The organism is Pseudomonas sp. NPDC089752 (assembly GCF_044748725.1).
Taxonomy (GTDB): domain Bacteria; phylum Pseudomonadota; class Gammaproteobacteria; order Pseudomonadales; family Pseudomonadaceae; genus Aquipseudomonas.
In genome coordinates, this window is the sequence record NZ_JBIVGP010000005.1 from 97,745 (window position 1) to 120,567 (window position 22,823).

At 63.2% G+C, this 22,823-nt stretch carries 20 protein-coding genes; 11 read left to right on the forward strand and 9 right to left on the reverse strand.

Annotation, left to right across the window (positions count from 1 at the left end):
- Positions 1 to 25: 25 nt before the first annotated feature.
- From ACIPZF_RS09835 to ACIPZF_RS09870, 8 genes are all read right to left on the reverse strand, one after another.
- On the reverse strand, positions 26 to 1,948 hold the full coding sequence (locus ACIPZF_RS09835; protein WP_400798294.1) for a PrkA family serine protein kinase: 1,923 nt from the start codon (positions 1,946 to 1,948) through the stop codon (positions 26 to 28).
- Positions 1,949 to 2,230: 282 nt separating this feature from the next.
- Positions 2,231 to 2,563, reverse strand: coding sequence for a thiosulfate sulfurtransferase GlpE (glpE, locus tag ACIPZF_RS09840; RefSeq protein WP_400798296.1), 333 nt, complete (start codon positions 2,561 to 2,563; stop codon positions 2,231 to 2,233).
- Positions 2,564 to 2,578: 15 nt separating this feature from the next.
- Positions 2,579 to 3,445, reverse strand: a complete 867-nt coding sequence (locus ACIPZF_RS09845; RefSeq protein ID WP_400798299.1) for a symmetrical bis(5'-nucleosyl)-tetraphosphatase — start codon at positions 3,443 to 3,445, stop codon at positions 2,579 to 2,581.
- Positions 3,445 to 3,825, reverse strand: a complete 381-nt coding sequence (gene apaG / locus ACIPZF_RS09850; protein WP_400798302.1) for a Co2+/Mg2+ efflux protein ApaG — start codon at positions 3,823 to 3,825, stop codon at positions 3,445 to 3,447. Before apaG ends, ACIPZF_RS09845 begins: the two co-directional genes overlap by 1 nt.
- 149 nt (positions 3,826 to 3,974) lie before the next feature.
- On the reverse strand, positions 3,975 to 4,775 hold the full coding sequence (gene rsmA, locus ACIPZF_RS09855; protein WP_400798304.1) for a 16S rRNA (adenine(1518)-N(6)/adenine(1519)-N(6))-dimethyltransferase RsmA: 801 nt from the start codon (positions 4,773 to 4,775) through the stop codon (positions 3,975 to 3,977).
- On the reverse strand, positions 4,772 to 5,761 hold the full coding sequence (gene pdxA, locus ACIPZF_RS09860; protein ID WP_400798307.1) for a 4-hydroxythreonine-4-phosphate dehydrogenase PdxA: 990 nt from the start codon (positions 5,759 to 5,761) through the stop codon (positions 4,772 to 4,774). The genes rsmA and pdxA overlap by 4 nt, the downstream gene beginning before the upstream one ends.
- Positions 5,758 to 7,077 (reverse strand): peptidylprolyl isomerase, encoded by a 1,320-nt coding sequence (locus ACIPZF_RS09865; RefSeq protein ID WP_400798310.1) that lies wholly within the window; start codon positions 7,075 to 7,077, stop codon positions 5,758 to 5,760. The genes pdxA and ACIPZF_RS09865 overlap by 4 nt, the downstream gene beginning before the upstream one ends.
- Entirely contained in the window at positions 7,058 to 9,862 is a 2,805-nt protein-coding gene (locus ACIPZF_RS09870) for an LPS-assembly protein LptD (protein ID WP_400798312.1), read from the reverse strand. The genes ACIPZF_RS09865 and ACIPZF_RS09870 overlap by 20 nt, the downstream gene beginning before the upstream one ends.
- Positions 9,863 to 9,993: 131 nt before the next feature.
- On the opposite strand from ACIPZF_RS09870, the gene ACIPZF_RS09875 reads away from it, so the two are divergent.
- From ACIPZF_RS09875 to ACIPZF_RS09885, 3 genes are read left to right on the forward strand one after another with little or no spacing between them, the layout of a single operon-like run.
- Positions 9,994 to 11,013 carry an aminoglycoside phosphotransferase family protein gene (locus tag ACIPZF_RS09875; protein WP_400798315.1) on the forward strand — a complete coding sequence of 340 codons (1,020 nt, stop codon included), beginning with the start codon at positions 9,994 to 9,996 and terminating at the stop codon, positions 11,011 to 11,013.
- Positions 11,010 to 11,681, forward strand: a complete 672-nt coding sequence (gene murU / locus ACIPZF_RS09880) for an N-acetylmuramate alpha-1-phosphate uridylyltransferase MurU (RefSeq protein ID WP_400798318.1) — start codon at positions 11,010 to 11,012, stop codon at positions 11,679 to 11,681. Before ACIPZF_RS09875 ends, murU begins: the two co-directional genes overlap by 4 nt.
- 1 nt (position 11,682) lies before the next feature.
- Positions 11,683 to 12,447, forward strand: a complete 765-nt coding sequence (locus ACIPZF_RS09885; RefSeq protein ID WP_400798320.1) for a TerB family tellurite resistance protein — start codon at positions 11,683 to 11,685, stop codon at positions 12,445 to 12,447.
- 102 nt (positions 12,448 to 12,549) lie between these two features.
- On the opposite strand, the gene ACIPZF_RS09890 is transcribed toward ACIPZF_RS09885, so the two are convergent.
- Entirely contained in the window at positions 12,550 to 13,548 is a 999-nt protein-coding gene (locus ACIPZF_RS09890; protein ID WP_400798323.1) for an alpha/beta hydrolase family protein, read from the reverse strand.
- Between the two features lie 95 nt (positions 13,549 to 13,643).
- Between ACIPZF_RS09890 and ACIPZF_RS09895 the strand changes: the two genes are divergently transcribed.
- From ACIPZF_RS09895 to ACIPZF_RS09930, 8 genes are all read left to right on the forward strand, one after another.
- On the forward strand, positions 13,644 to 16,031 hold the full coding sequence (locus tag ACIPZF_RS09895) for a PAS domain S-box protein (RefSeq protein ID WP_400798326.1): 2,388 nt from the start codon (positions 13,644 to 13,646) through the stop codon (positions 16,029 to 16,031).
- A 7-nt stretch (positions 16,032 to 16,038) separates the two neighbouring features.
- Complete coding sequence (locus ACIPZF_RS09900) at positions 16,039 to 16,671, forward strand: response regulator (protein WP_400798914.1); 633 nt, start codon at positions 16,039 to 16,041, stop codon at positions 16,669 to 16,671.
- Positions 16,672 to 16,810: 139 nt separating this feature from the next.
- Positions 16,811 to 17,935, forward strand: a complete 1,125-nt coding sequence (locus ACIPZF_RS09905; protein ID WP_400798328.1) for an ABC transporter ATP-binding protein — start codon at positions 16,811 to 16,813, stop codon at positions 17,933 to 17,935.
- A 40-nt stretch (positions 17,936 to 17,975) separates the two neighbouring features.
- A complete protein-coding gene (locus ACIPZF_RS09910; protein WP_400798331.1) occupies positions 17,976 to 19,010 on the forward strand; it encodes an ABC transporter substrate-binding protein in 1,035 nt (344 codons plus the stop codon).
- A gap of 60 nt (positions 19,011 to 19,070) precedes the next feature.
- Entirely contained in the window at positions 19,071 to 20,318 is a 1,248-nt protein-coding gene (locus ACIPZF_RS09915; RefSeq protein WP_400798333.1) for an ABC transporter permease, read from the forward strand.
- Positions 20,319 to 20,329: 11 nt separating this feature from the next.
- Entirely contained in the window at positions 20,330 to 21,157 is an 828-nt protein-coding gene (locus ACIPZF_RS09920) for an ABC transporter permease (protein WP_400798336.1), read from the forward strand.
- Between the two features lie 118 nt (positions 21,158 to 21,275).
- Complete coding sequence (gene rpe, locus ACIPZF_RS09925; RefSeq protein WP_400798339.1) at positions 21,276 to 21,950, forward strand: ribulose-phosphate 3-epimerase; 675 nt, start codon at positions 21,276 to 21,278, stop codon at positions 21,948 to 21,950.
- Positions 21,947 to 22,765, forward strand: coding sequence for a phosphoglycolate phosphatase (locus ACIPZF_RS09930; RefSeq protein WP_400798341.1), 819 nt, complete (start codon positions 21,947 to 21,949; stop codon positions 22,763 to 22,765). The genes rpe and ACIPZF_RS09930 overlap by 4 nt, the downstream gene beginning before the upstream one ends.
- Positions 22,766 to 22,823: the final 58 nt, after the last annotated feature.

Below are 22,823 nucleotides of genomic sequence, written 5' to 3' on the forward strand. Positions count from 1 at the left end.
GGCGTGCGGCTTGTAGCTTGCCGCTTTATTGCGATTTCCTGACCCGCAGGTACCATTCCGACAGCAGGCGCACCTGCTTGTCGGTGTAGCCACGCTCCACCATCCGCGTGACGAAGTCGTTGTGTTTCTGTTGATCCTCCTTGCTGGCCTTGGCGTTGAAGCTGATGACCGGCAGCAGGTCTTCGGTGTTGGAGAACATTTTCTTCTCGATCACCACCCGCAGCTTCTCGTAGCTGAGCCAGCTCGGGTTCTTGCCGTTGTTGTTGGCCCGGGCACGCAGCACGAAGTTGACGATCTCGTTGCGGAAATCCTTCGGATTGCTGATGCCGGCCGGTTTTTCGATTTTTTCCAGCTCTTCGTTGAGGGCGATGCGGTTGAGGATTTCGCCGGTTTCCGGGTCGCGGTATTCCTGGTCCTGGATCCAGAAGTCGGCGTACAGCACATAGCGGTCGAAGATGTTCTGGCCGTACTCGCTGTAGGATTCCAGGTACGCAGTCTGGATTTCCTTGCCGATGAACTCGATGTAGCGCGGCGCCAGGTACTCTTTCAGATAGCGCAGGTAGCGTTCGCGCACTTCAGCCGGGAACTGTTCCTGCTCGATCTGCTGTTCCAGCACGTACAGCAGGTGCACGGGGTTGGCCGCCACTTCATGCGGGTCGAAGTTGAACACCTTGGAGAGGATCTTGAAGGCGAAGCGGGTCGACAGACCGTTCATGCCTTCGTCGACGCCCGCGGAGTCGCGGTACTCCTGGATCGACTTGGCTTTCGGGTCGGTATCCTTGAGGTTTTCGCCGTCGTAGACCCGCATCTTCGAGTAGATGTTGGAGTTTTCCGGCTCTTTGAGGCGAGAGAGCACGGTGAACTGGGCCAGCATCTTGAGGGTATCGGGTGCGCAGTGGGCCTTGGCCAGCGAACTGTTGATCAGCAACTTGTCGTAGATCTTGATCTCGTCGCTGACGCGCAGGCAGTACGGGACCTTGACGATGTAGATCCGGTCGATGAACGCTTCGTTGTTCTTGTTGTTGCGGAAGGTGTGCCACTCCGATTCGTTGGAGTGGGCCAGCAGAATCCCGGAGTAGGGGATCGCGCCGAGGCCTTCGGTACTGTTGTAGTTGCCTTCCTGGGTGGCGGTGAGCAGTGGGTGCAGGACCTTGATCGGCGCCTTGAACATCTCGACGAATTCCATCAGGCCCTGGTTGGCCCGGCACAGCGCGCCCGAGTAGCTGTAGGCGTCGGCGTCGTTCTGCGGGAATTCTTCGAGCTTGCGAATATCCACCTTGCCGACCAGCGCCGAGATGTCCTGGTTGTTCTCGTCACCCGGTTCGGTCTTGGCGATGGCTATCTGGTTGAGGATCGAAGGGTACAGCTTGACCACCTTGAACTTGCTGATATCGCCGCCAAATTCCTGCAGGCGCTTGGTGGCCCAGGGCGACATGATGGTGTTCAGATAGCGCCGTGAGATGCCGTACTCTTCTTCGAGAATGGCGCCATCTTCGGTGGCGTTGAACAGGCCCAGCGGCGATTCGAATACCGGCGAGTCCTTGATCGCGTAAAAAGGGACCTTTTCCATCAGCTGCTTGAGTTTTTCGGCCAACGACGATTTACCGCCGCCCACCGGGCCCAGCAGATAGAGGATCTGTTTCTTCTCTTCCAGGCCTTGGGCGGCGTGGCGGAAGTACGACACGATCTGGTCGATGCACTCTTCCATGCCATGGAAGTCGGCAAAGGCCGGATAGCGGCGGATCACCTTGTTGGAGAAGATGCGCGACAGTCTGGAGTTGCTTGAGGTGTCGATCAGTTCTGGCTCACCGATGGCCAGCAACAGCCGTTCAGCCGCCGAGGCGTAGGCACTGCGATCCTCTTTGCACAGCTCGAGGTACTCCTGCAGCGAGAGTTCTTCCTGGCGCGTGGACTCGAAACGTTGTTGGAAGTGGCTAAAAATACTCATGACGTCACCTCGCTCGATACGTGGAGACGACGCCGGATCAGTCAGCTGATGCTGGCATGCAACCGGGTTCGCCGATTGCTGTATACCCCCCAGAACACCCTGTAACGCTACCGATGACCCGCACGCCGGTGTACCGGCTCTCCCCTTTTTTGGATGGCCTGCGCTTAAGAATAGTTGGTTATCCGCAAGGTCAAGGGCAAGCGGCGGAGAAGTTGCGAACGACCGTTCGTCAGGTGAGGCGCCAGCCCGCGTGGGACGCGGGCTGTAGTACAAATGAAAAAATTATTCGGCGTTGCCCTGGGCGGTCTCGGCCGGGTAGGTGGCGCGCCACAGTTCGAAGCCGCCATCGACGCTGTATACGTCGGAGAAGCCCTGGTTGACGAGGTAGGCGGCCGCGCTCTGGCTGGAGTTGCCGTGGTAGCAGACCACCAGGGTCGGCGCGTCGAGGTCGGCATTGCGGATGAAATCGGGCACCGACTGGTTATCCAGATGCAGAGCACCGGTGATATGACCAGCGGCATAGGCCTGTGGGTCGCGAATGTCGACGACGACCGCACCTTCCTTCTTGCGAAGCTCCAGGGCCTGCTCAGGGGGGATGCGCTTGAATTCGCTCATGGGTGGGGCTTTCCTTCAGGGGTGGTCATTGAGTTTAGCCGGTTGTGGCGACGTGGGTAGGGTGCCGCCGTCGGCGCAGTCGCAACGGTGATATTCACCGCTGTCGACGTTGTACAGGGTCATCGCGCCGCCCCATACGCAGCCGGTGTCCAGGGCGATGATGCCTGGCTCGTCGACGCGGCCTTCCAGGGCGGCCCAGTGGCCGAAGATGATCTTCACGTGCCGCGAGCGGCGGCCCTTGTGCGCGTACCAGGGCTTGTAGCCTTTGGGGGCTGTACCCAGGCCTTCCTTGCTTTTGAGATCGAGTTTGCCTTCGGCGGTGCAGAAGCGCATGCGGGTGAGGTAATTGGTGATCACCCGCAGGCGCTCCACGCCGCTGAGGTGTTTGCTCCACTTGTTCGGCTCATTGCCGTACATGCCGTCGAGGTACAGCTTCAGGCGACCATCGTCGCGCAGCACTTCCTCGACTTCGGCGGCCAGCTCAAGGGCGGTGCCCAGCGTCCACTGCGGTGGGATACCGGCATGGACCATGGCGATGCCCCGTGGCTCGTCGTAATGCAGCAGCTTCTGCCGTCGCAACCAGTCGAACAGCAGGTCGGCGTCTGATGCTTCGATGATTTCGCGCAGGGTGTCGCTTTTTTTCAGCCGCTCGACGTTGTGCCAGGCGGCCAGCAGGTGCAAGTCGTGATTGCCCAGGACGCAGACCAGCGATTGCCGGATGCTGTAGAGGTAGCGCAGGGTTTCCAGCGACTCGGGGCCGCGGTTGACCAGGTCGCCGACCAGCCACAGGCGGTCCACGGCTGGGTTGAAATTGACGCGGTCGAGCAGGCACTTGAGCGGTTGCAGGCAGCCTTGCAGGTCACCGACGGCATAGGTGGCCATCAGTGCAGGGCTCCCGGTACCGCGAGGCGGAAAGGTGCGATGTTGGCGTCGAAGCGCTTACCGTCTTCGGCGAACATCTGGTAGCTGCCTTGCATGGTGCCCACGCGGGTGCTGATGACGGCGCCGCTGCTGTAGGTATGGCTCTGGCCGGGTTCGATGGTCGGTTGCTGGCCGATCACCCCGGCGCCGCGCACTTCCTCGACCTCGCCGTCACCATTGGTGATCAGCCAGTGGCGAGACATCAGCTTGGCGGTGACCGAGCCGTTGTTCTGCACGGTGATGGTGTAGGCGAAGGCGAAGCGATCGCTTTCGGGGTCGGATTGATCTTTCAGGTAACGGGTCACGACGCTGACGTCGATCTGATAGCGGGAGTCGGACATGCAAAGGCCTTGGGCGAACTGACGCAATAACGCAGTCTAGGCCATTGGCAGGGGGGAGGGCTAGCTTGGGAAGGGGTGGTATCAGCACCGGCCTCTTCGCGGGGCAAGCCCGCTCCCACAGGAGGATGAAGAGGCCGGTATGGGCGAAATCAGGCTTGCTGATCGGCCAACTGGTCGGCCAGGCGCACGAAGGCTGCCAGGTCCAGCTGTTCAGGGCGCAGGCTGCCGTCGACGCCAGCAGCTTCGATAGCTGCGCTGTCGAGCAGCCCTTTGAGAGTGTTGCGCAGGGTCTTGCGGCGCTGGTTGAAAGCTTCGCGCACGACGCGCTCGAGCAGCAGGTGATCCTTGGCCGGGAATGGCAGGACTTCATGCGGCACCAGGCGCACGATCGCCGAATCCACTTTCGGCGGCGGGTTGAACGCACCAGGGCCGACATTGAACAGGTGCTCGACCCGGCAGTGGTACTGCACCATGATCGACAGCCGGCCCCAGTCACCGCCACCCGGCCCTGCGGCCATGCGCTCGACCACTTCCTTCTGCAGCATGAAGTGCATGTCGCGGATCAGCCCGGCATGGCTGAGCAGGTGGAAGATCAGCGGGGTGGAGATGTTGTAGGGCAGGTTGCCGACCACCTTGAGGCTACGCGCCGGTACGCCCAACTGGTTGAAGTCGAACTTCAGGGCGTCGCCCTGGTGCAGGCGGAAGTTGTCGCGGCCGGCGAACTTGTGCTGCAGGATCGGCACCAGGTCCTTGTCCAGCTCGACCACGTCCAGCTGTGCGCCGCTGCCCAGCAGGCCCTCGGTGAGGGCGCCCTGGCCGGGGCCGATCTCCAGCAGGTGCTCGCCGCCCTTGGCATTGATGGCGCGCAGGATGCGGTCGATGATGCCGGCGTCGTGCAGGAAGTTCTGGCCGAAGCGCTTGCGCGCCCGGTGTTGGTATTGCTCGTTCATGGTCGGTTCTCGGCCATCTGGTAGGCGGTTTCCAGTGCGACGCGCAGGCTGCCGGTGTCTACCTTGCCAGTCCCGGCAAGGTCCAGGGCGGTGCCATGATCGACCGACGTGCGGATGATCGGCAGGCCCAGGGTAACGTTCACAGCTGCGCCGAAGCCTTTGTACTTGAGTACGGGCAGGCCCTGGTCGTGGTACATCGCCAGCACCGCGTCGCAGTGCTCCAGATATTTGGGGGTAAACAGGGTATCGGCCGGCAGCGGGCCGCGCAGGTCCATGCCTTCGGTGCGCAGGCGGGCCAGTGCCGGTTCGATGATGTCGATTTCTTCGCGGCCCAGGTGGCCGCCTTCGCCGGCATGCGGGTTGAGCCCGCAAACCAGGATGCGTGGGTTGGCAATGCCGAACTTGTCGCGCATGTCGGCATGCAGAATACGCGTGACCCGCTCCAGGCGCTCAGGGGTGATGGCGTCGGCGATGTCCCGCAGTGGCAGGTGTGTGGTCACCAGGGCCACGCGCAAGCCGTGGGTGGCCAGCATCATCACCACTTGCGCGGTGTGGGTCAGATCCGCCAGGAATTCGGTATGGCCTGAGAAGGCGATGCCGCTTTCGTTGATCACGCCTTTGTGCACAGGGGCAGTGATCATCCCGGCAAAGTCGCCGTTCAGGCAGCCTTGGCCGGCACGGGTCAGGGTTTGCAGAACGAAGGCCGCATTGGCTTTGTCCAGCTGGCCCGGGACCACGGGGGCGGCAAGGGGGGTGTCCCAAACGTACAGACTGCCTGCTGGCGCCGGTTGGTCGGGCCATTGGCCCGGGGCTACCGGCAGCAGGCTGACAGCCAGCCCCAGCTGCGTGGCCCGCTCGGCGAGCAGGTCACGGCTGGTGATGGCGATCAGAGGGTGGGGCTGGGCGTCGGCGGCGAGCAGCAGGCACAGGTCGGGGCCTATGCCGGCTGGTTCGCCGGGGGTGACGGCGAAGCGCAGGGGCTTCACTGTGCGGCCTGGTCAGCGCCAGGCAGCTTGATTTCAACGTAGGCTTCGTCGCGGATCTGGCGCAGCCAGGTCTGCAGCTCTTCGTCATACTTGCGGTTGCGCAGAACGCTCAGGGCCTGTTGCTCGCGGGCCTGTTCGGTGCTGTCGGTGGCGCGGCGGCCCAGCACTTCCAGGACATGCCAGCCGTACTGGGTCTTGAACGGTTTGGTCACCACGCCTTGCTGGGCGTCGGCCATCTGCTCGCGGAACTCCGGCACCAGGCTGTTCGGGTCGACCCAGTTGAGGTCGCCGCCGTTGAGCGCCGAACCCGGGTCTTCCGAGAAGCTCTTGGCCAGGGTGGCGAAGTCTTCACCGTTATTGATCCGCTCGTAGAGTTTTTCGGCGAGCTGCTCGGTGGCCGCTTCGCTGCGAACTTCGCTTGGCTTGATCAGGATGTGGCGCACGTGAACTTCGTCACGCAGCACGTTCTCGCTGCCACCGCGCTTCTCTTCGAGCTTGATGATGATGAAGCCGCTGGGGATACGCAGGGGCTGGGTGATGTCGCCAACGCTCATGCCGCTCAGCAGCTTGGCGAATTCCGGTGGCAGTTGCGCGGCTTTACGCCAGCCCATCTCGCCGCCTTCCAAGGCGTTCTCACTCTTGGAGTTGGCAATTGCCATCTGGCCGAAGTCGGCGCCATTACGCAGTTGCTGGTAGACACCGCCAACCTTGTCCGCAGCCTTCCTGATGTCGTCCGAATTGGCGGCTTCAGGTGTCGGAATGAGGATGTTGGCCAGGCGGTACTCTTCAGACATCTGCATCTTGCCCATGTCCGAGGCGAGGAAGTTCTTCACTTCCTGCTCGGAAACCTGGATGCGCTCGGCCACGCGGCGCTGGCGCACGCGGCTGATGATCATCTCGCGCTTGACCTGGTCACGTGCGTCGTCGAACGACAGGCCATCGTGGGCCAGGGCTGCGCGGAACTGATCCAGCGACATGCCATTGCGCTGGGCAATGGTGCCGATGGCCTGGTTCAGCTCCTCATCGGTGATGCGGATGCCCGAACGTTCGCCGATCTGCAGCTGCAGGTTTTCGACGATCAGGCGTTCCAGTACCTGCTGGTCCAGTGCGCCTGGGGGTGGCGAGCCACCACCGCGCTTGGCGATGGTCTGCTCTACTTCCCGAACGCGTTGGTCCAGTTGGCTCTTCATGATCACGTCGTTATCGACGATGGCCACGACGCTGTCCAGAGGTTGCACCGCGGCATGCACCGCGCCACTCAGCAATACAGCACCCAGCAACACTGGGCGCAGACGATCAATAAGCTTGGTCTTCACGTTCACGGTAACCTTGAATGCCTTGGTCGAGGAAAGATTCGACCTTGTTGCCTACCACGCCACCGAGGCCTTTCAGCACGATCTGCAGGAAGATGCCATGGTCGCCTTTTTCGTTCTGCGGAAGGGCCTGGCTGAAGTCGTCGTAGTCGATCCAGTAACGGTTGATCAGGCGCAGCTTCCAGCAGCAGTTGTCGTACTCGAAACCGCCCATGGCCTCCAGGGTGCGGTTGCGGTTGTAGTCGTGCTGCCAGCGGGCGATGACGTTCCATTGCGGCACGATCGGCCAGATGACCGAGAAGTCGTGCTGCTGGATCTTGTAGTAGTCCTTGATGTAGTTGGCGCTGCCCGGCGTGCCATAGTCGCCGCCACCCACTTTCCAGGTACCCGTTGCCGAGTCGTAGGCGATGGTGTCGTTGCGATAGCGATAGCCGAGGTTGACGATCTTGTTCGGGTTGTCTTCAGGCTGGTAGTGGAACATCGCGCTACCCGAGCGGGTGCTGCGGCTGTCCGGGTCCCAGTTGAAGTCCGAATTGAAGCGCCAGTCGCGGTTGAAGTAGTAGTTGTACACCAGTGCATAAGGCGAAACATCGGATTGAGCGTCATCGCGGGTACGGTAATCGATACCCGGCAGCTGGGCTTTGCGATCCTTGAAGTAGTACGCCTGGCCAATGCTGAAGTTCTGACGTTCGAAGCCGTTGTCTTCGATCCAGCGGGTAGTCACGCCGAGCGACAGCTTGTTCTCGTCACCGATACGGTCCCAACCACTGAAGCGGTTGTCGCGGAACAGCGAGTCGTAGCTGAACAGCGTTTCGCTGGTGTCGAACAGCGGGATGTCCTTCTGGTCCTTGTACGGGACATAGAGGTAGAACAGGCGCGGTTCGAGGGTCTGGCGATAGTTGTTGCCGAACATCGAGGTGTTGCGGTCGAAGTACAGGCCGCTGTCGACACTGAACACAGGTACATCGCGGCTGATGGAGCTGCTGTAGCTGCCGTAGCCGGGCGTTCCCGATTGTGCGATAGCCTGTTGTTTGCCCTGGCTGTCGAGATCGAGGTCGTAGTTCGTGTAGACGTATTTCAGCTTCGGCGTGACGTAACCATAGCTGGCTTGCATCGGCAGGCTGATTGCCGGAGCGAAGTTCAGTCGGTTGCCGTTGGCCCGCGCGATACCGCTTACGTTCTCGTCGAGACGACGGCCAGCGGCGCCTGCGCTGAAGTCAGGGTTGCCATCCTCGTCGGTGACGAAGTCGTCCTTCAGATCACGATCGAAGCGCACGGCCTCGGTCTGGTAGCTGAAGTCGACACCACCCGGATGGTAAGGGAGCATGCCATCGACGGTGAGTTGCGGCAGCTTGTTGTACGGCGTGATCTGCGACAGGGTCGCCATCTCGTAGGCTTGTGCATTCAGGCGTGCGGTATAGGTATCGCCGCGCCAGGTGAGTGCACCCTGCTGGTTGACCACATCGTGGGTTTCAACCCCGATCTGATCGCTTTCCAGGTCCTGGAAGTAGAACGGATCGCTGATATCGGTGTAATCGACTTCAGTCATCAGGCGCTCGTCCAGGCCACCTTTGTGCTGCCAGTTGATCATCCAGCGCTGTTCTTTGTAGTCAGTCTGGTCTTTGCGATCGTCGTTCTTGTCGTTCAGGTACGCGCCGCCGAACTGGCCTTCGCTGGACTTGGTCAGGTAGCGGAATTCGCCTTCCATCAACAAGCCACGCTTGGTCATGTAGCGCGGGTACAACGTGGCGTCATAGTTTGGCGCCAGGTTGAAGTAGTACGGCGTGACCAGCATGAAGCCGGTGTCGCTGGTGCTGCTGAACGACGGCGGCAGGAAGCCGGACTGGCGACGGTCATCGATCGGGAAGTAGATGTACGGTGTGTAGAACACCGGGAAATCCTTGACCCGCAGGGTGACGTTGGTCGCGGTACCGAAGCCGGTGGCCGGGTTCAGGGTGATGTTGTTGCCCTTGAGCTGCCAGGCGTTGCTGCCCGGTTCGCAGGTGGTGTACGTACCGTCTTTCAGACGGATGATGGCGTTCTCGCCACGCTTGGCGTACAGGGCGTTGCCGCGGATGTGCGACTTGTGCATCACGTATTCGGCGTTGTCGACCTGGGCTTCGCCGGTGTCGAGCTGGATCTGTGCCTCGTCGCCGACGACCAGCGAGCCGTTGTCGCGAATCTTGACGTTGCCCTTGAGCTCGCCACGGTTCTCGGCCTGGTACAGGTTGGCCTCGTCGGCTTCGACCTGCATGCTGCCCTGGCGCATCACCACGTCACCGGCGAGGGTAGCGATCTGCTGCTCCTGCTGGTACTTGGAGACCTTGGCGTTGATGTAGGTCGGCGACTCGTCCTTGGGCGTGGTGTCGGCCATGCCCGGGCGGGTCGGTTCGACATACGCACCGCCGCAGTACGGGCCGGTTTCGGCCAGCTGCGCGGCGGTGAGCTTGTCGCGGGGGACCCAGTCGAGATGGCTGTAATCTTCGCTGCGCGACTTCAGGCCACGGCCTTTGCTCTCGGTGACCAGCACCGGCTTGTCAGCGCTTTCGGCCTCGGCCGATGGGGCCTCGGTGCCGGAAGTGACGGCAGTACCCTCGTGCACAGGGCGCGGTGGCAGGTTGTTGACTGGGCTCTTGGGCTTGCAGTCCCAACCACCAGAGGCGGACACTTGGCAGTCGAACTGCTCGGCTGCGACCACGTACGAGGTGGCAAATGGTTGCAGGGCCAGCAGACTGCCGGTGACCAGCAACGGAAACTTTCTACGAAACGCGGGGGATTTCAATGCCATCTTATTAGTCCGGGCTTCCTGCGTGCCATCTGCCCGCGTGTGGGGCCGCACGCCTCTCGATGGTCTGAAAAAGATGCTGGATAATAAAGCATGACCCGCTTGACGGCTAGGGGCCGTCGGAGACCCTTGTAATGCCTGAACACGATGTACGCCTGCAACAACTGACTGTCTGGCTCGCCGAACAGCTCGAAGTACTCTTTCGCGACAACGCCTGGGGCGAGGTGCCCGAGGGCAGCCTGACCGCCGCCAGCAGCGATGCCAGCTTCCGCCGCTACTTCCGCTGGCAGGGCGCAGGCCACAGTTTCGTGATCATGGACGCGCCGCCGCCACAGGAAAACTGCCGACCATTCGTCGCCATCGACCACCTGCTGGCCAGTGCGGGCGTGCATGTGCCGCTGATACATGCCCAGGATCTGGAGCGGGGTTTCCTGCTGTTGGGCGACCTGGGGCACCAGACATACCTGGACATCATTGATGGCGATAACGCCGATGCGTTGTTCGCCGATGCCATCGAGGCTCTGTTGGCCTTCCAGCGCCTGCCAATGGAGGCGCCGCTGCCGAGCTATGACGACGCCCTGCTGCGCCGTGAAGTCGAGCTGTTCCCAGAGTGGTACGTGGGGCGCGAGCTCGGGCTGGCCATGAGCGAAGCGCAAAAAGCGACCTGGCAGCGCGTCAGCCAACGGCTGATCGACAGCGCCCTGGCGCAGCCCAAGGTGCTGGTGCACCGCGACTACATGCCGCGCAACCTGATGCAGAGCACGCCCAACCCGGGCGTGCTGGACTTTCAGGATGCGGTCTATGGCCCTGTTACCTACGACATTACCTGCCTGTTCAAAGACGCGTTCCTCAGCTGGCCGCAGGCCCGCGTCGAAGGCTGGTTGCGCCATTACTGGGACAAGGCGCAAGACGCCGGCATCCCGGTGCAATCGTCGTTCGAGGACTTTCAGCGCGCCAGCGATCTGATGGGCGTGCAGCGTCATCTGAAGGTGATCGGCATCTTCGCCCGGATCTGCCACCGTGACGGCAAACCCCGCTACCTGGCCGACGTGCCACGTTTCTTCGCCTATATAGATGAAGTGATCGGCCGCCGCCCGGAGCTCGCCGAGCTGGGCCAGCTGATCGCCGAACTGAAAGCCGGAGCGCGTGCATGAAAGCGATGATTCTCGCGGCGGGGAAGGGCGAGCGCATGCGCCCGCTGACCCTGCACACCCCCAAGCCGTTGCTGCCGGTGGCCGGCCAGCCATTGATCGAATACCACCTGAACGCGCTGGCCGGCGCAGGCTACACCGAGGTGGTGATCAACCATGCCTGGCTTGGCCAGCAGATAGAGGACCATCTGGGCGACGGCAGCCGTTTCGGCCTGAGTATCCGCTATTCGCCCGAGGGTGAACCGCTGGAAACCGGGGGCGGGATCTTCAAGGCCTTGCCGTTGCTGGGCAATGAGCCTTTCGCCCTGGTCAATGGCGACATCTGGACCGACTTCGACTTCACCCGCCTGCGTTCACCCCTGCAGGGCCTGGCTCACCTGGTGTTGGTCGACAACCCAGGGCACCACGGGCGTGGCGATTTCCGTTTGCAGGGCGATCAGGTCGTGGACGGGGACGATGCGCCCGGCACCCTGACCTTCAGCGGCCTTTCGGTGCTGCACCCTGCGTTGTTCGAAGGCTGCCAGGTAGGTGCCTTCAAGCTCGCGCCGTTGCTGCGCAAGGCCATGGCGGCGGGCAAGGTCAGTGGCGAACACTACCGTGGCAACTGGGTCGATGTCGGCACCCAGGAGCGCCTGGCCGAAGCCGAGCGCTTGATTGGCGAGCGCGCCTGACATGTGGTGGCCAAGCACGGTGATCGGATTGGGTGCAGGGTTCGCTGTCGCCAGCATTCCTGGCGCCCTGCTGGGCGGGTTGCTTGGCCAGGCGATGGACCGGCGTCTGCGCGTGCAGGGCTGGGACGACATGCGCGAGCGGCTGAGTGGCCGTGCGCCAATGCGTGACGAAGAGTTGTTGTTCGTCCTGCTGGGCCGGCTGGCCAAGAGCGATGGCCGGGTGGCGGAGCAGCATATCCAGCAGGCCCGTCAGGAAATGGTGCGCCTGGATCTGGCCGAGGCTGCGCGGCTGCGTGCGATCGCTGCGTTCAACCGTGGCAAGGCGGGTAAAGATCGCCTGGGCCACCACCTGCGCCGTATCCGTCTGCAGCCGCATGCGGCCGAAGGCACTCTGCGCGCGTGTTGGCGCATGGCCTGGGCCGATGGCAAGGCGGGGCAGCATGAGCGGGAGCTGCTGCTGGACTGGGGGCAGAAACTGGGCTTGAGCCAGCGCCAGGTACAGGCCATTTCACTGGAGTACGAGCCGCGCAAGATGAACGCGGCCAGCGGCGTGATGACCTATGCGGCAGCGCTGCGTTTGCTGGGGGTGGATGTGGACACTGAGGGTGACCAGGTCAAGCAGGCCTATCGTCGCCTGGTCAGCCGGTACCATCCGGATAAGCTGGCCGGCAGTGGTGCCAGTGAAGTTCAGGTGCGCGAAGCGACCGAGCGGACGCGTGATTTGCATCAGGCTTATGCATTGATCCGTAAGCGGCGGGGGCTCTGAGGTCCTCTTCGCGGGCAAGCCCGCTCCCACAGGTACAACACCGCACTTGAGAACGGTGCTGTGCTTGTGGGAGCGGGCTTGCCCGCGAAGAGACCGGTACAATTATTCCTGCGGCGACATCCACCCTCGCACCCGGCGGAACAGCTGCTCCTGCTCGGCTGCCTTGTTCCCCGGCATGGCAATCAGCGACAGCTGCTTGTACTGGCTGTCCTTCTGCCGCTTGCTGGCCTGCAGGCGTTGCGCGGCGGCATTGCGGTCGCCAGTGCGGGTGGCGTAGTACAGGTCGGCGGTCGGCACCTTGAGGGTCGGCGTCAGGCTTTCCAGGTCGTGCTCGACCCGCGCCGGCGTCTGCGCGGCGATCATCACCAGCTTTTGCACCTGCGGCGGCTGCTTCTCGCTCAGATAGCGGGCCGCCCAGTAAGCCCCACTGCCATGGCCGATCAGCACGATGCTGCGCGAGTTGTGCTGTTGGGCGTAAGCCACGGCCGCGTCAAGGCGGGCGAAGATGCGTTCGGCATCGGCCGTGTCGTTCTGCTCGCCGGCTTGCTCGGCATCGGTACTTTCCGCCGTATCCGCATCGGCCGCCGTCGCCTGGGCGACGTTGGCATTGGCATCGGCGGGGGTGTCCTTGGCCGGCGCGCTTTCGCCTTTGTCGTTCGCAGGCTCGGCTGCTGGCTTGGCTTCGACCCGCGCCTGCGGGCTGTCGGCGAGCAGGTCGGGCAGGCTGACGCTCAGGCTGTGCCAGGCGACATCGGGGAATTTGCGCCGCAGCGGGCCGACCGCATTGGGCCAGTCGGCTGTTTCACCAGCGCCAGGGACGATGATCACAGCGCCTTGCGGGTCGCTGTCATTGGCCGGTTTCCACAGGGCCAGAAAGCTCTCGGTACCCGCTTGCAGCGTTTGCTGCTCGGCCTTGGGCACCAGGCGCTCAAGGGCCTGGGCATCTTCCTGGCTACGCTCCAGCAAGGGTGGGCGCGGTGCGGGGGTAGCGGGCGCTTCTGTGGTCGCGGCCGGTTGCTCGGCATCGGCGGCCAGGGCGCCGAGAGGGAGGAGCGAGGCCAGGCAGCACATTGCCAGCGTCGTGCGATAAAGTGTGGACATGAATCAACCCAAGGCCAGAATGATACCGGCAGCCTAATAGTATTTGCCCGCGACGGCCATGCTGCATGGCCGTCCTTGCCAAGACGAGCGTGTAGATGAAGCGATTGCGTCGCCTGTTGGTTATCGGCTGCTTGTGGCTACCCTTGATCGCCTTGGCAAGGCCTGAGGCTGCGCCTGGCGTTGCGCTCGACCCGGCCCAGCAGCAGTGGCTGGACAGCCACCGCAGCCTGCGGGTCGGCCTGGTGCTGCAGGCGCCTTACGCGCAGTTCGACCGCCGCCTGCAACAGCTCTACGGGGCCAATGTCGAGCTGGTGAACTGGCTGGCGCAGGCGCTGAAGCTGGACTTGACCTGGCGCAACTTCGCCGATCAGGCGAGCCTCGAACATGCCCTGCAGGCGGGCGAAATCGACTTCGCCCCAGGCTTGACGCAAACACCGGCCAGCCTGCGCCTGTGGCTGTTCAGCGACCCTTACATGCGCGTGCCGCAACTGGTGGTCGGACCACGTACCGGGGCGCTGGCCGTGGAGCTGGAAAAACTCGAAGCCGACGAGCGCGTGGCGGTGCGCATGCCCAGCGTGCTGGCCGACTACCTGCGTGGCAACTACACCAACCTCAATCTGCAGGGCGTACCCAACGAGCGCGAGGCCTTGCAACTGGTCGCGGGCGGCCAGGCCAGCTACGCGGTCATGGATGAAGCCCAGCTCAGTCGGTTGTCGCGTGAGAGCGAGTTCGGTGAGCTGGCCGTGGTCGGCGACATCGGCCTGCCGCAACTGCTGCGGGTGGGCTCGCGGCGTGACTGGCCGTTGCTCGCCGATATCCTCGAACGCGGCCTGCAGGCCATGCCGGCCAGGGAGCTGGAGCAACTGCACCAGCGCTGGCTGCAGCCTAAATACCCGCGCCTGAGCGACTCGACCGGGTTCTGGCAGAACCTCGCCTTGCTGTTCGGCATGTTGCTGTTGTGCGCTTTGGCCACGCTGGTGTGGCAGCGCCGCGAGCAGCGTCGGGTCGAGCGAGGCCTGCTGGCAGCGCGCGAGAGCCTGGCCGAGCGGCAAGTGCGCGAAGAAGCGCTGCGCCTGAGCCAGTTCGCCATCGACCAGAGCACGGTGGGCATCCTCTGGGTCAATTGGGACAGCCATGTGCGTTACGCCAACCACGCGGCGGAGCGCATGCTTGGCTACGCCGAGGCCGCGTTGCTGGAGCGCCCGCTGATCGACTTCGAACCGAACCTGACCATGGATCGCTGGCTGCAGCTGTGGAAGGGCGCGCGTGCCGGGGAGGCCGGGGCGCGGCAGTTCGAGGCGCAATGCCGGTGCGCCGATGGCAGCCTGCTGCCGGTGGAGTTGTCGTTGAGCTTCCTGCGCTTTCGCGATGCCGAATACCTGGTGGTCTACATCGCCGATGTCACCGAACGCCATCGCGCCCTGGCGGCGCTGCGTGAAAGCGAGGCGCGGCTCAAGGGCATCGCCGGCAATGTGCCGGGGCTGGTGTTCCGTCTGGAACCGGCCCCTGCCGAAGGCGAGCCGGAGTTTCCCTACATCAGCGAGGGCAGCGAGGCGCTGGTCGGTTACTCGCCGGCACAAATCCAGCACCCGCAGATGGGCTTGCGCAACCTGGTGCACCCGCAGGACCGGGCGGACTATCACCAGGTACAGGACCTGGCCATCGCCAGCGACCGGGACTGGTCATGGCAAGGGCGCATCCTGACCCGCGAAGGCGAGCAGCGTTGGGCTGATATCAAGGCCAGTACCCGGCGCCTGGCCGATGGCCGGGTGGTCTGGGACGGTATCGTCTGGGACATCACGCAGAGCAAGCGAGCCGAGTTGGCGCTGGAGAAGTCTCAGGAGCAATTGCGCGAACTGTCGGCCCACCTGGAGAGCGTGCGCGAGGAAGAAAAAGCCCGCATCGCCCGTGAAGTGCACGATGAGCTGGGGCAAATGCTGACTGTGCTCAAGCTGGAAGTGTCGATGTGCGAATTGGCCTTTGCTGAGCTGGACCCAGGCCTGCACGAGCGCCTGGCCAGCATGAAGCGCCTGATCGCCCAGTTGTTCCAACTGGTGCGCGACGTGGCCACGGCGCTGCGCCCACCGATTCTCGACGCCGGCATCGCCTCGGCCATCGAGTGGCAGGCCCGGCGCTTCGAGGCGCGCACGCAGATTCCCTGCCTGGTGCAGGTGCCGGATAATCTGCCAGCATTGAGTGATGCCAAGGCCACGGGGTTGTTCCGCATCCTCCAGGAGGCGCTGACCAACGTCATGCGCCACGCCCAGGCGCACAGCGTGGAGATCGAGCTGGTGCGTGAAGGCGAAAAGCTGCGTATGACGATCAGTGATGACGGCAGCGGTTTTTGCCTCGACCAGCCCCGGCCAACCTCATTCGGCCTGGTCGGCGTGCGTGAGCGAGTATTGATGCTCGGTGGCAGCATGGCGTTGCACAGCGAGCCGGGCGAGGGCACCAGCCTGAGCGTGACCATTGCATTGGAATAGGAGCGCGATCGTGATTCGAGTGTTGGTGGCCGAAGACCACACCATTGTCCGCGAAGGCATCAAGCAATTGATCGGCCTGGCCAAGGACATGCAGGTGGCCGGGGAGGCCGGTAATGGCGAGCAGTTGCTCGAAGCGTTGCGCCATACGCCGTGCGAAGTGGTGTTGCTGGATATCTCCATGCCGGGGGTGAATGGCCTGGAGGCGATCCCGCGGATCCGTGCGTTGCACAACCCACCGGCGATCCTGATGCTGTCGATGCACGACGAAGCGCAGATGGCCGCACGTGCGCTCAAGGCGGGTGCGGCCGGCTATGCCACCAAGGACAGCGATCCCGCCCTGCTGCTGATGGCGATCCGCCGGGTGGCGGGCGGTGGGCGCTACATCGACCCGGCCTTGGCCGACCGCATGGTCTTCGAAGTGGGCCTGACCGAAACGCGACCGCTGCATACCTTGCTGTCGGAACGGGAGTTCTCGGTGTTCGAACGCCTGGCCCAGGGCGCCAACGTCAACGACATCGCCCAGCAGTTGGCGCTGTCAAGCAAGACCATCAGCACCCACAAGGCGCGGCTGATGCAGAAACTCAAGGTCAACTCGCTGGCGGAACTGGTGAAATACGCCATGGAGCACAAGCTGGTCTGATTGCGACATCCTTGTAGGGATTGCCCTACACACAATCTTCCACCTGGATGATGGCATTCTCTCAGTACCCCCGATTTTCGGGCGCTGACGCCTCCTCTAGTCTTTGCCTACGCAGTCATTCCAACAAGAAGGTGCAGGCATGAGCGAGGCGAATTCCAACGCTGCCACCGGCGAGACGCTGGTCAGTTTCCGGGGTGTGCAGAAGAGCTACGACGGCGAATCGCTGATCGTCAAAGACCTCAACCTGGACATTCGCAAGGGTGAATTCCTCACCCTGCTCGGCCCCTCCGGCTCGGGCAAGACCACCAGCCTGATGATGCTGGCCGGTTTCGAAACCCCCACCGCCGGCGAGATCCAGCTGGCCGGCCGCTCGATCAACAACGTGCCGCCGCACAAGCGCGACATCGGCATGGTGTTCCAGAACTACGCGCTGTTCCCGCACATGACCGTGGCCGAGAACCTGGCCTTCCCGCTGAGCGTACGCAACCTGAGCAAGACCGATATCAGCGAGCGGGTCAAGCGCGTGCTGAGCATGGTCCAGCTCGATGCCTTCGCCAAGCGCTACCCCGGCCAGCTGTCCGGTGGCCAGCAACAGCGCGTGGCGCTGGCGCGGGCTCTGGTGTTCGAGCCGCAACTGGTGCTGATGGACGAACCGCTCGGGGCCCTCGACAAGCAGCTGCGTGAACACATGCAGATGGAGATCAAGCACATCCACCAGCGCCTGGGCGTGACTGTTGTCTACGTGACCCACGACCAGGGCGAGGCGCTGACCATGTCCGACCGCGTGGCGGTGTTCCACCAGGGCGAGATCCAGCAGATCGCCGACCCGCGCACGCTCTATGAAGAGCCAAGCAACACCTTCGTCGCCAACTTCATCGGCGAGAACAACCGCATCAACGGCATCTTGCTGGCCAGCGACGGCAACCGCTGCCAGGTGCAGCTGGCGCGGGGCGAGCGGGTCGAAGCATTGGCAGTGAATGTTGGCCAGGCCGGGGAGCCGGTGACCCTGTCGGTGCGCCCCGAGCGCGTGCGCCTTAACGGCCACAGCGAACATTGCGTCAACCGCTTCTCCGGCCGCGTGGCCGAGTTCATCTACCTGGGCGACCACGTGCGGGTGCGCCTGGAAGTCTGCGGCAAGGCCGACTTCTTCGTGAAGCAGCCGATCGCCGAACTCGACCCGGCCCTGGCCGTGGGCGATGTGGTACCGCTGGGCTGGGAGGTGGAGCACGCGCGCGCGCTCGATCCGATTGCCGAAGCCCACTGATGGATTGCTTCACCAACCCTGTACTGTGGAGAGAATAATAATGCGCAAGCAGTTGAAACTGACCGCCCTGGCCCTTGGCCTGTTCGCCGCCGGCCAGGCCATGGCGGCTGACCTGACCGTGGTTTCCTTCGGTGGCGCCAACAAGGCGGCCCAGGTCAAGGCGTTCTACGAGCCTTGGGAAAAGGCCGGCAAGGGCAAGATCGTCGCCGGTGAGTACAACGGTGAAATGGCCAAGGTCAAAGCCATGGTCGACACCAACAGCGTGTCCTGGAACCTGGTCGAGGTTGAGTCGCCGGAGCTGGCCCGTGGCTGCGACGAGGGCATGTTCGAGGAACTCGACCCGGCCCTGTTCGGCAACGAGAGCGACTATGTGAAGGGCGCCATCCAGCCTTGCGGCGTTGGCTTCTTCGTCTGGTCCACGGTGCTGGCCTACAACGCCGACAAGCTCAAGACCGCACCCACGAGCTGGGCGGATTTCTGGGACACCAAGAAATTCCCCGGCAAGCGTGGCCTGCGCAAAGGCGCCAAGTACACCCTCGAATTCGCGCTGATGGCCGATGGCGTGGCGCCGAAGGATGTCTATCAGGTACTTGGCACCAAGGAAGGCGTAGACCGCGCCTTCAAGAAGCTCGACGAGCTCAAGCCGAGCATCCAGTGGTGGGAAGCGGGCGCTCAGCCGCCGCAGTACCTGGCCTCGGGTGACGTGGTCATGAGCTCGGCCTACAACGGCCGCATCGCCGCCGTGCAGAAAGAGAGCAACCTCAAGGTGGTATGGAACGGCGGCATCTACGACTTCGACGCCTGGGCCATCCCGAAAGGTGCCAAGGATGTAGAAGAAGCGAAGAAATTCATCGCCTTCACCGTTCAGCCCGAGCAGCAGAAAACCTACTCCGAGAACATCGCGTATGGCCCGGCCAACTCCAAGGCCGTCCCCTTGCTGGCCGATGCGGTGAAGAAGGACATGCCGACCACACCTGAGAACATCGCCAACCAGGTGCAGATCGACGTGGCCTTCTGGGCCGACAACAGCGAGCAGCTGGAGCAACGCTTCAACGCCTGGGCGGCGAAGAAGTAAGAAACCGGGAAGCGGGGCCGTACTTCGGCCCCAATCTCAGCCTGTTTTGCGGAGTTCGCCATGGCCATTGCAGTGCCCCTCAACGAAGGCGCAGGTCCAAATCTGAAGCAGCGCCTCAAGCACGCCGAGCGGGTCAACCGCTGGAAGGCGCAGGCGTTGATCGCGCCACTGGCGCTGTTTCTCCTGCTGGTGTTTCTGGTGCCGATCGCGGCGCTGCTGTACAAGAGCGTCAGCAACCCTGAGGTGGTCGCCGGGCTGCCGCGCACCGTCCAGGCGGTGCAGCAGTGGGATGGCAAAGGCCTGCCGGGCGAGGACGTGTACAAGGCGCTGAGCCTGGACCTGCCCGAGGCGCGGAAGAATCAGTCGCTGGGCGATCTGTCCAAGCGCTTGAACATGGAATTGGCCGGTTACCGCAGCCTGTTGTCGAAGACTGCCCGAGCGCTGCCATTCAAGACTGAGCCCGCTTCTTACAAGGAAGCCTTGCAGGCCCTCGATGAACGCTGGGGCGATCCGGCCTACTGGCAAGCGGTGCGCCGCAACACCAGCAGCGTTACGTCTTATTACCTGCTGGCGTCTGTCGACCACCGCATCGACGATCTCGGCGAGCTGGCCAAGGCCACCCCGGATCAGGCTATTTATCTGGACATTTTTGCCCGCACCCTGTGGATGGGTGTGGTGATCACGGTCATCTGCCTGCTGCTGGCCTACCCACTGGCCTACCTGCTGGCCAACCTGCCGACCCGGCAGAGCAACCTGCTGATGATCCTGGTGCTGCTGCCGTTCTGGACTTCGATCCTGGTGCGTGTGGCAGCGTGGATCGTGCTGCTGCAGTCGGGCGGGTTGATCAACAGCGCGCTGATGGCGATGGGCATCATCGACCAGCCGCTGGAGCTGGTGTTCAACCGCACCGGCGTGTACATCTCGATGGTGCACATCCTCCTGCCGTTCATGATTTTGCCGCTGTACAGCGTGATGAAGGGCATTTCGCCGAGCTACATGCGCGCCGCGATCTCCCTGGGCTGCCACCCGTTCGCCAGCTTCTGGCGCGTGTACTTCCCGCAGACCTACGCGGGCGTTGGCGCCGGTTGCCTGCTGGTGTTCATTCTGGCCATTGGCTACTACATCACCCCGGCGCTGCTCGGCAGCCCCAACGACCAGATGGTCAGCTACTTCGTCGCCTTCTATACCAACACCAGCATCAACTGGGGCATGGCCACCGCGCTGGGCGGGCTGTTGCTGCTGGCGACCGTGCTGTTGTACCTGATCTATAGCTGGCTGGTCGGCGCCAGCCGCCTGCGCCTGAGCTGAGGAGCCTTGTGATGCTTAGCCCCTACATGTCGCCCGTGGAACGGGTGTGGTTCTACAGCCTGCGGATTCTCTGCTGCCTGATCCTGCTGTTCCTGGTGCTGCCGGTGCTGGTGATCGTGCCGCTGTCGTTCAACAGTGGCAGCTTCCTGGTGTACCCGCTGCAGGGCTTTTCGCTGCAGTGGTACCAGGACTTCTTTGCCTCGGCCGAGTGGATGCGTGCGCTGAGGAACAGCATCATTGTCGCCCCGGCGGCTACGGTGCTGGCCATGGTCTTCGGCACCTTGGCGTCGATCGGCCTGACCCGCGGAGATTTCCCTGGCAAGTCGCTGGTCATGGCGCTGGTGATTTCGCCGATGGTGGTGCCGGTGGTGATCATTGGCGTGGCCAGCTACCTGTTCTTCGCCCCGCTGGGCATGGGTAACAGCTTTATCTCGTTGATCCTGGTGCATGCGGTGCTGGGGGTGCCGTTCGTCATCATCACCGTGTCGGCGACCTTGCAGGGGTTCAACTACAACCTAGTGCGCGCGGCGGCCAGCCTGGGCGCCTCGCCGCTGCTGGCTTTCCGCAAGGTGACCTTGCCGTTGATCGCGCCTGGGGTGATTTCGGGGGCGCTGTTCGCCTTTGCCACCTCGTTCGACGAAGTGGTAGTGACGCTGTTTTTGGCCGGGCCTGAGCAAGCCACGCTGCCGCGGCAGATGTTCAGTGGGATTCGCGAGAACCTGAGCCCGACGATTGCGGCGGCGGCGACACTGTTGATCGCCTTTTCGGTGGTGTTGTTGCTGACCCTGGAATGGCTGCGTGGGCGCAGTGAGAAGCTGAGGACGCAGCAGCCGGGCTGATTTTTGTTGGCTGTGCTGGCCCCATCGCGGCTGAAGCCGCTCCTACATCCGCGAAGAGGCCAGCACAGGCTAAAACAGTTACAATGCGCGCCACCGTGATTCTGCCAACAGGTGCGCCATGCAGCCCTACGCTATTGCCCCCTCCATCCTCTCCGCCGACTTCGCCCGCCTGGGTGCCGATGTCGATGCGGTGCTGGAAGCAGGTGCCGACATCGTCCACTTCGATGTCATGGACAACCACTACGTCCCCAACCTGACCATCGGCCCGATGGTCTGCAGCGCGCTGCGCAAGTACGGCGTGACCGCGCCGATCGACGTGCACCTGATGGTGAGCCCGGTCGACCGCATCATCGGCGACTTCATCGAAGCCGGCGCCACGTACATCACCTTCCACCCGGAAGCTTCCCAGCACATCGACCGCTCGTTGCAATTGATCAAGGACGGCGGCTGCAAGGCCGGCCTGGTGTTCAACCCGGCCACCAGCCTGGATGCGCTGAAGTACGTGATGGACAAAGTCGACATGGTCCTGCTGATGAGCGTCAACCCAGGTTTCGGCGGGCAGAAGTTCATCCCCGGCACCCTCGACAAGCTGCGTGAAGCGCGCGCCCTGATCGACGCCAGTGGCCGGGACATCCGCCTGGAAATCGACGGCGGCGTCAACGTCAACAACATCCGCGAAATCGCTGCCGCTGGCGCCGATACCTTCGTGGCCGGCTCGGCGATCTTCAACGCCCCGGATTACCAGGAAGTCATCGCCAAGATGCGCGCCGAACTGGCTCAGGCCCGCCCATGAGCGGCTTCGAGCAGCTGTTCCCGGGGACGCTGCCCAGGCTGGTGATGTTCGATCTAGACGGTACCCTGATCGATTCAGTCCCAGACCTGGCCGCAGCCGTCGACCGCATGCTGCTCGAACTTGGCCGACCTGCCGCAGGGCTCGACGCCGTGCGGCACTGGGTCGGCAACGGTGCACCGGTACTGGTGCGCCGCGCCCTTGCCGGCGGCCTCGACCACACGGCGGTGGATGATGAACTGGCCGAGCGCGGCCTGACGCTGTTCATGGAAGCCTACGCCCAAAGCCATGAGCTGACGGTGGTCTACCCCGGCGTCCACGACACCCTGCGCTGGCTGCGCAAGCAGGGCGTGGAGATGGCGCTGATCACCAACAAGCCCGAGCGCTTCGTTGCGCCGTTGCTCGATCAGATGAAGATTGGCCGCTACTTCCGCTGGATCATCGGCGGCGACACCCTGCCACAGAAAAAGCCCGACCCTGCCGCGTTGCTGTTCGTCATGAAAATGGCTGGCGTCGAGGCCGGGCAGGCGCTGTTCGTCGGCGATTCGCGCAGCGACGTGCTGGCGGCCAAGGCCGCCGGCGTGCAGTGCGTTGGCCTGAGCTATGGCTACAACCATGGTCGGCCGATCGACGAGGAATCTCCCAGCCTGGTGATCGGCGACTTGCGCCTGCTGTTGCCTGGTTGCGTCGTCACCGACACTGGGATAACGTTGGCGGACCTTCAAGCCTCACAAGACAGAGAGCCCACCGTGGTGGTTACTGGCAAATTCTGGATGAAAGTCATCAAGGCCCTGGCCCGTTGGCGTTGGCGCGCCTGACTTCTGCCCGCCGGCGCGTGCCGGCCCGTCCGTTTGCCTGACTCTCATCATTGCTCCG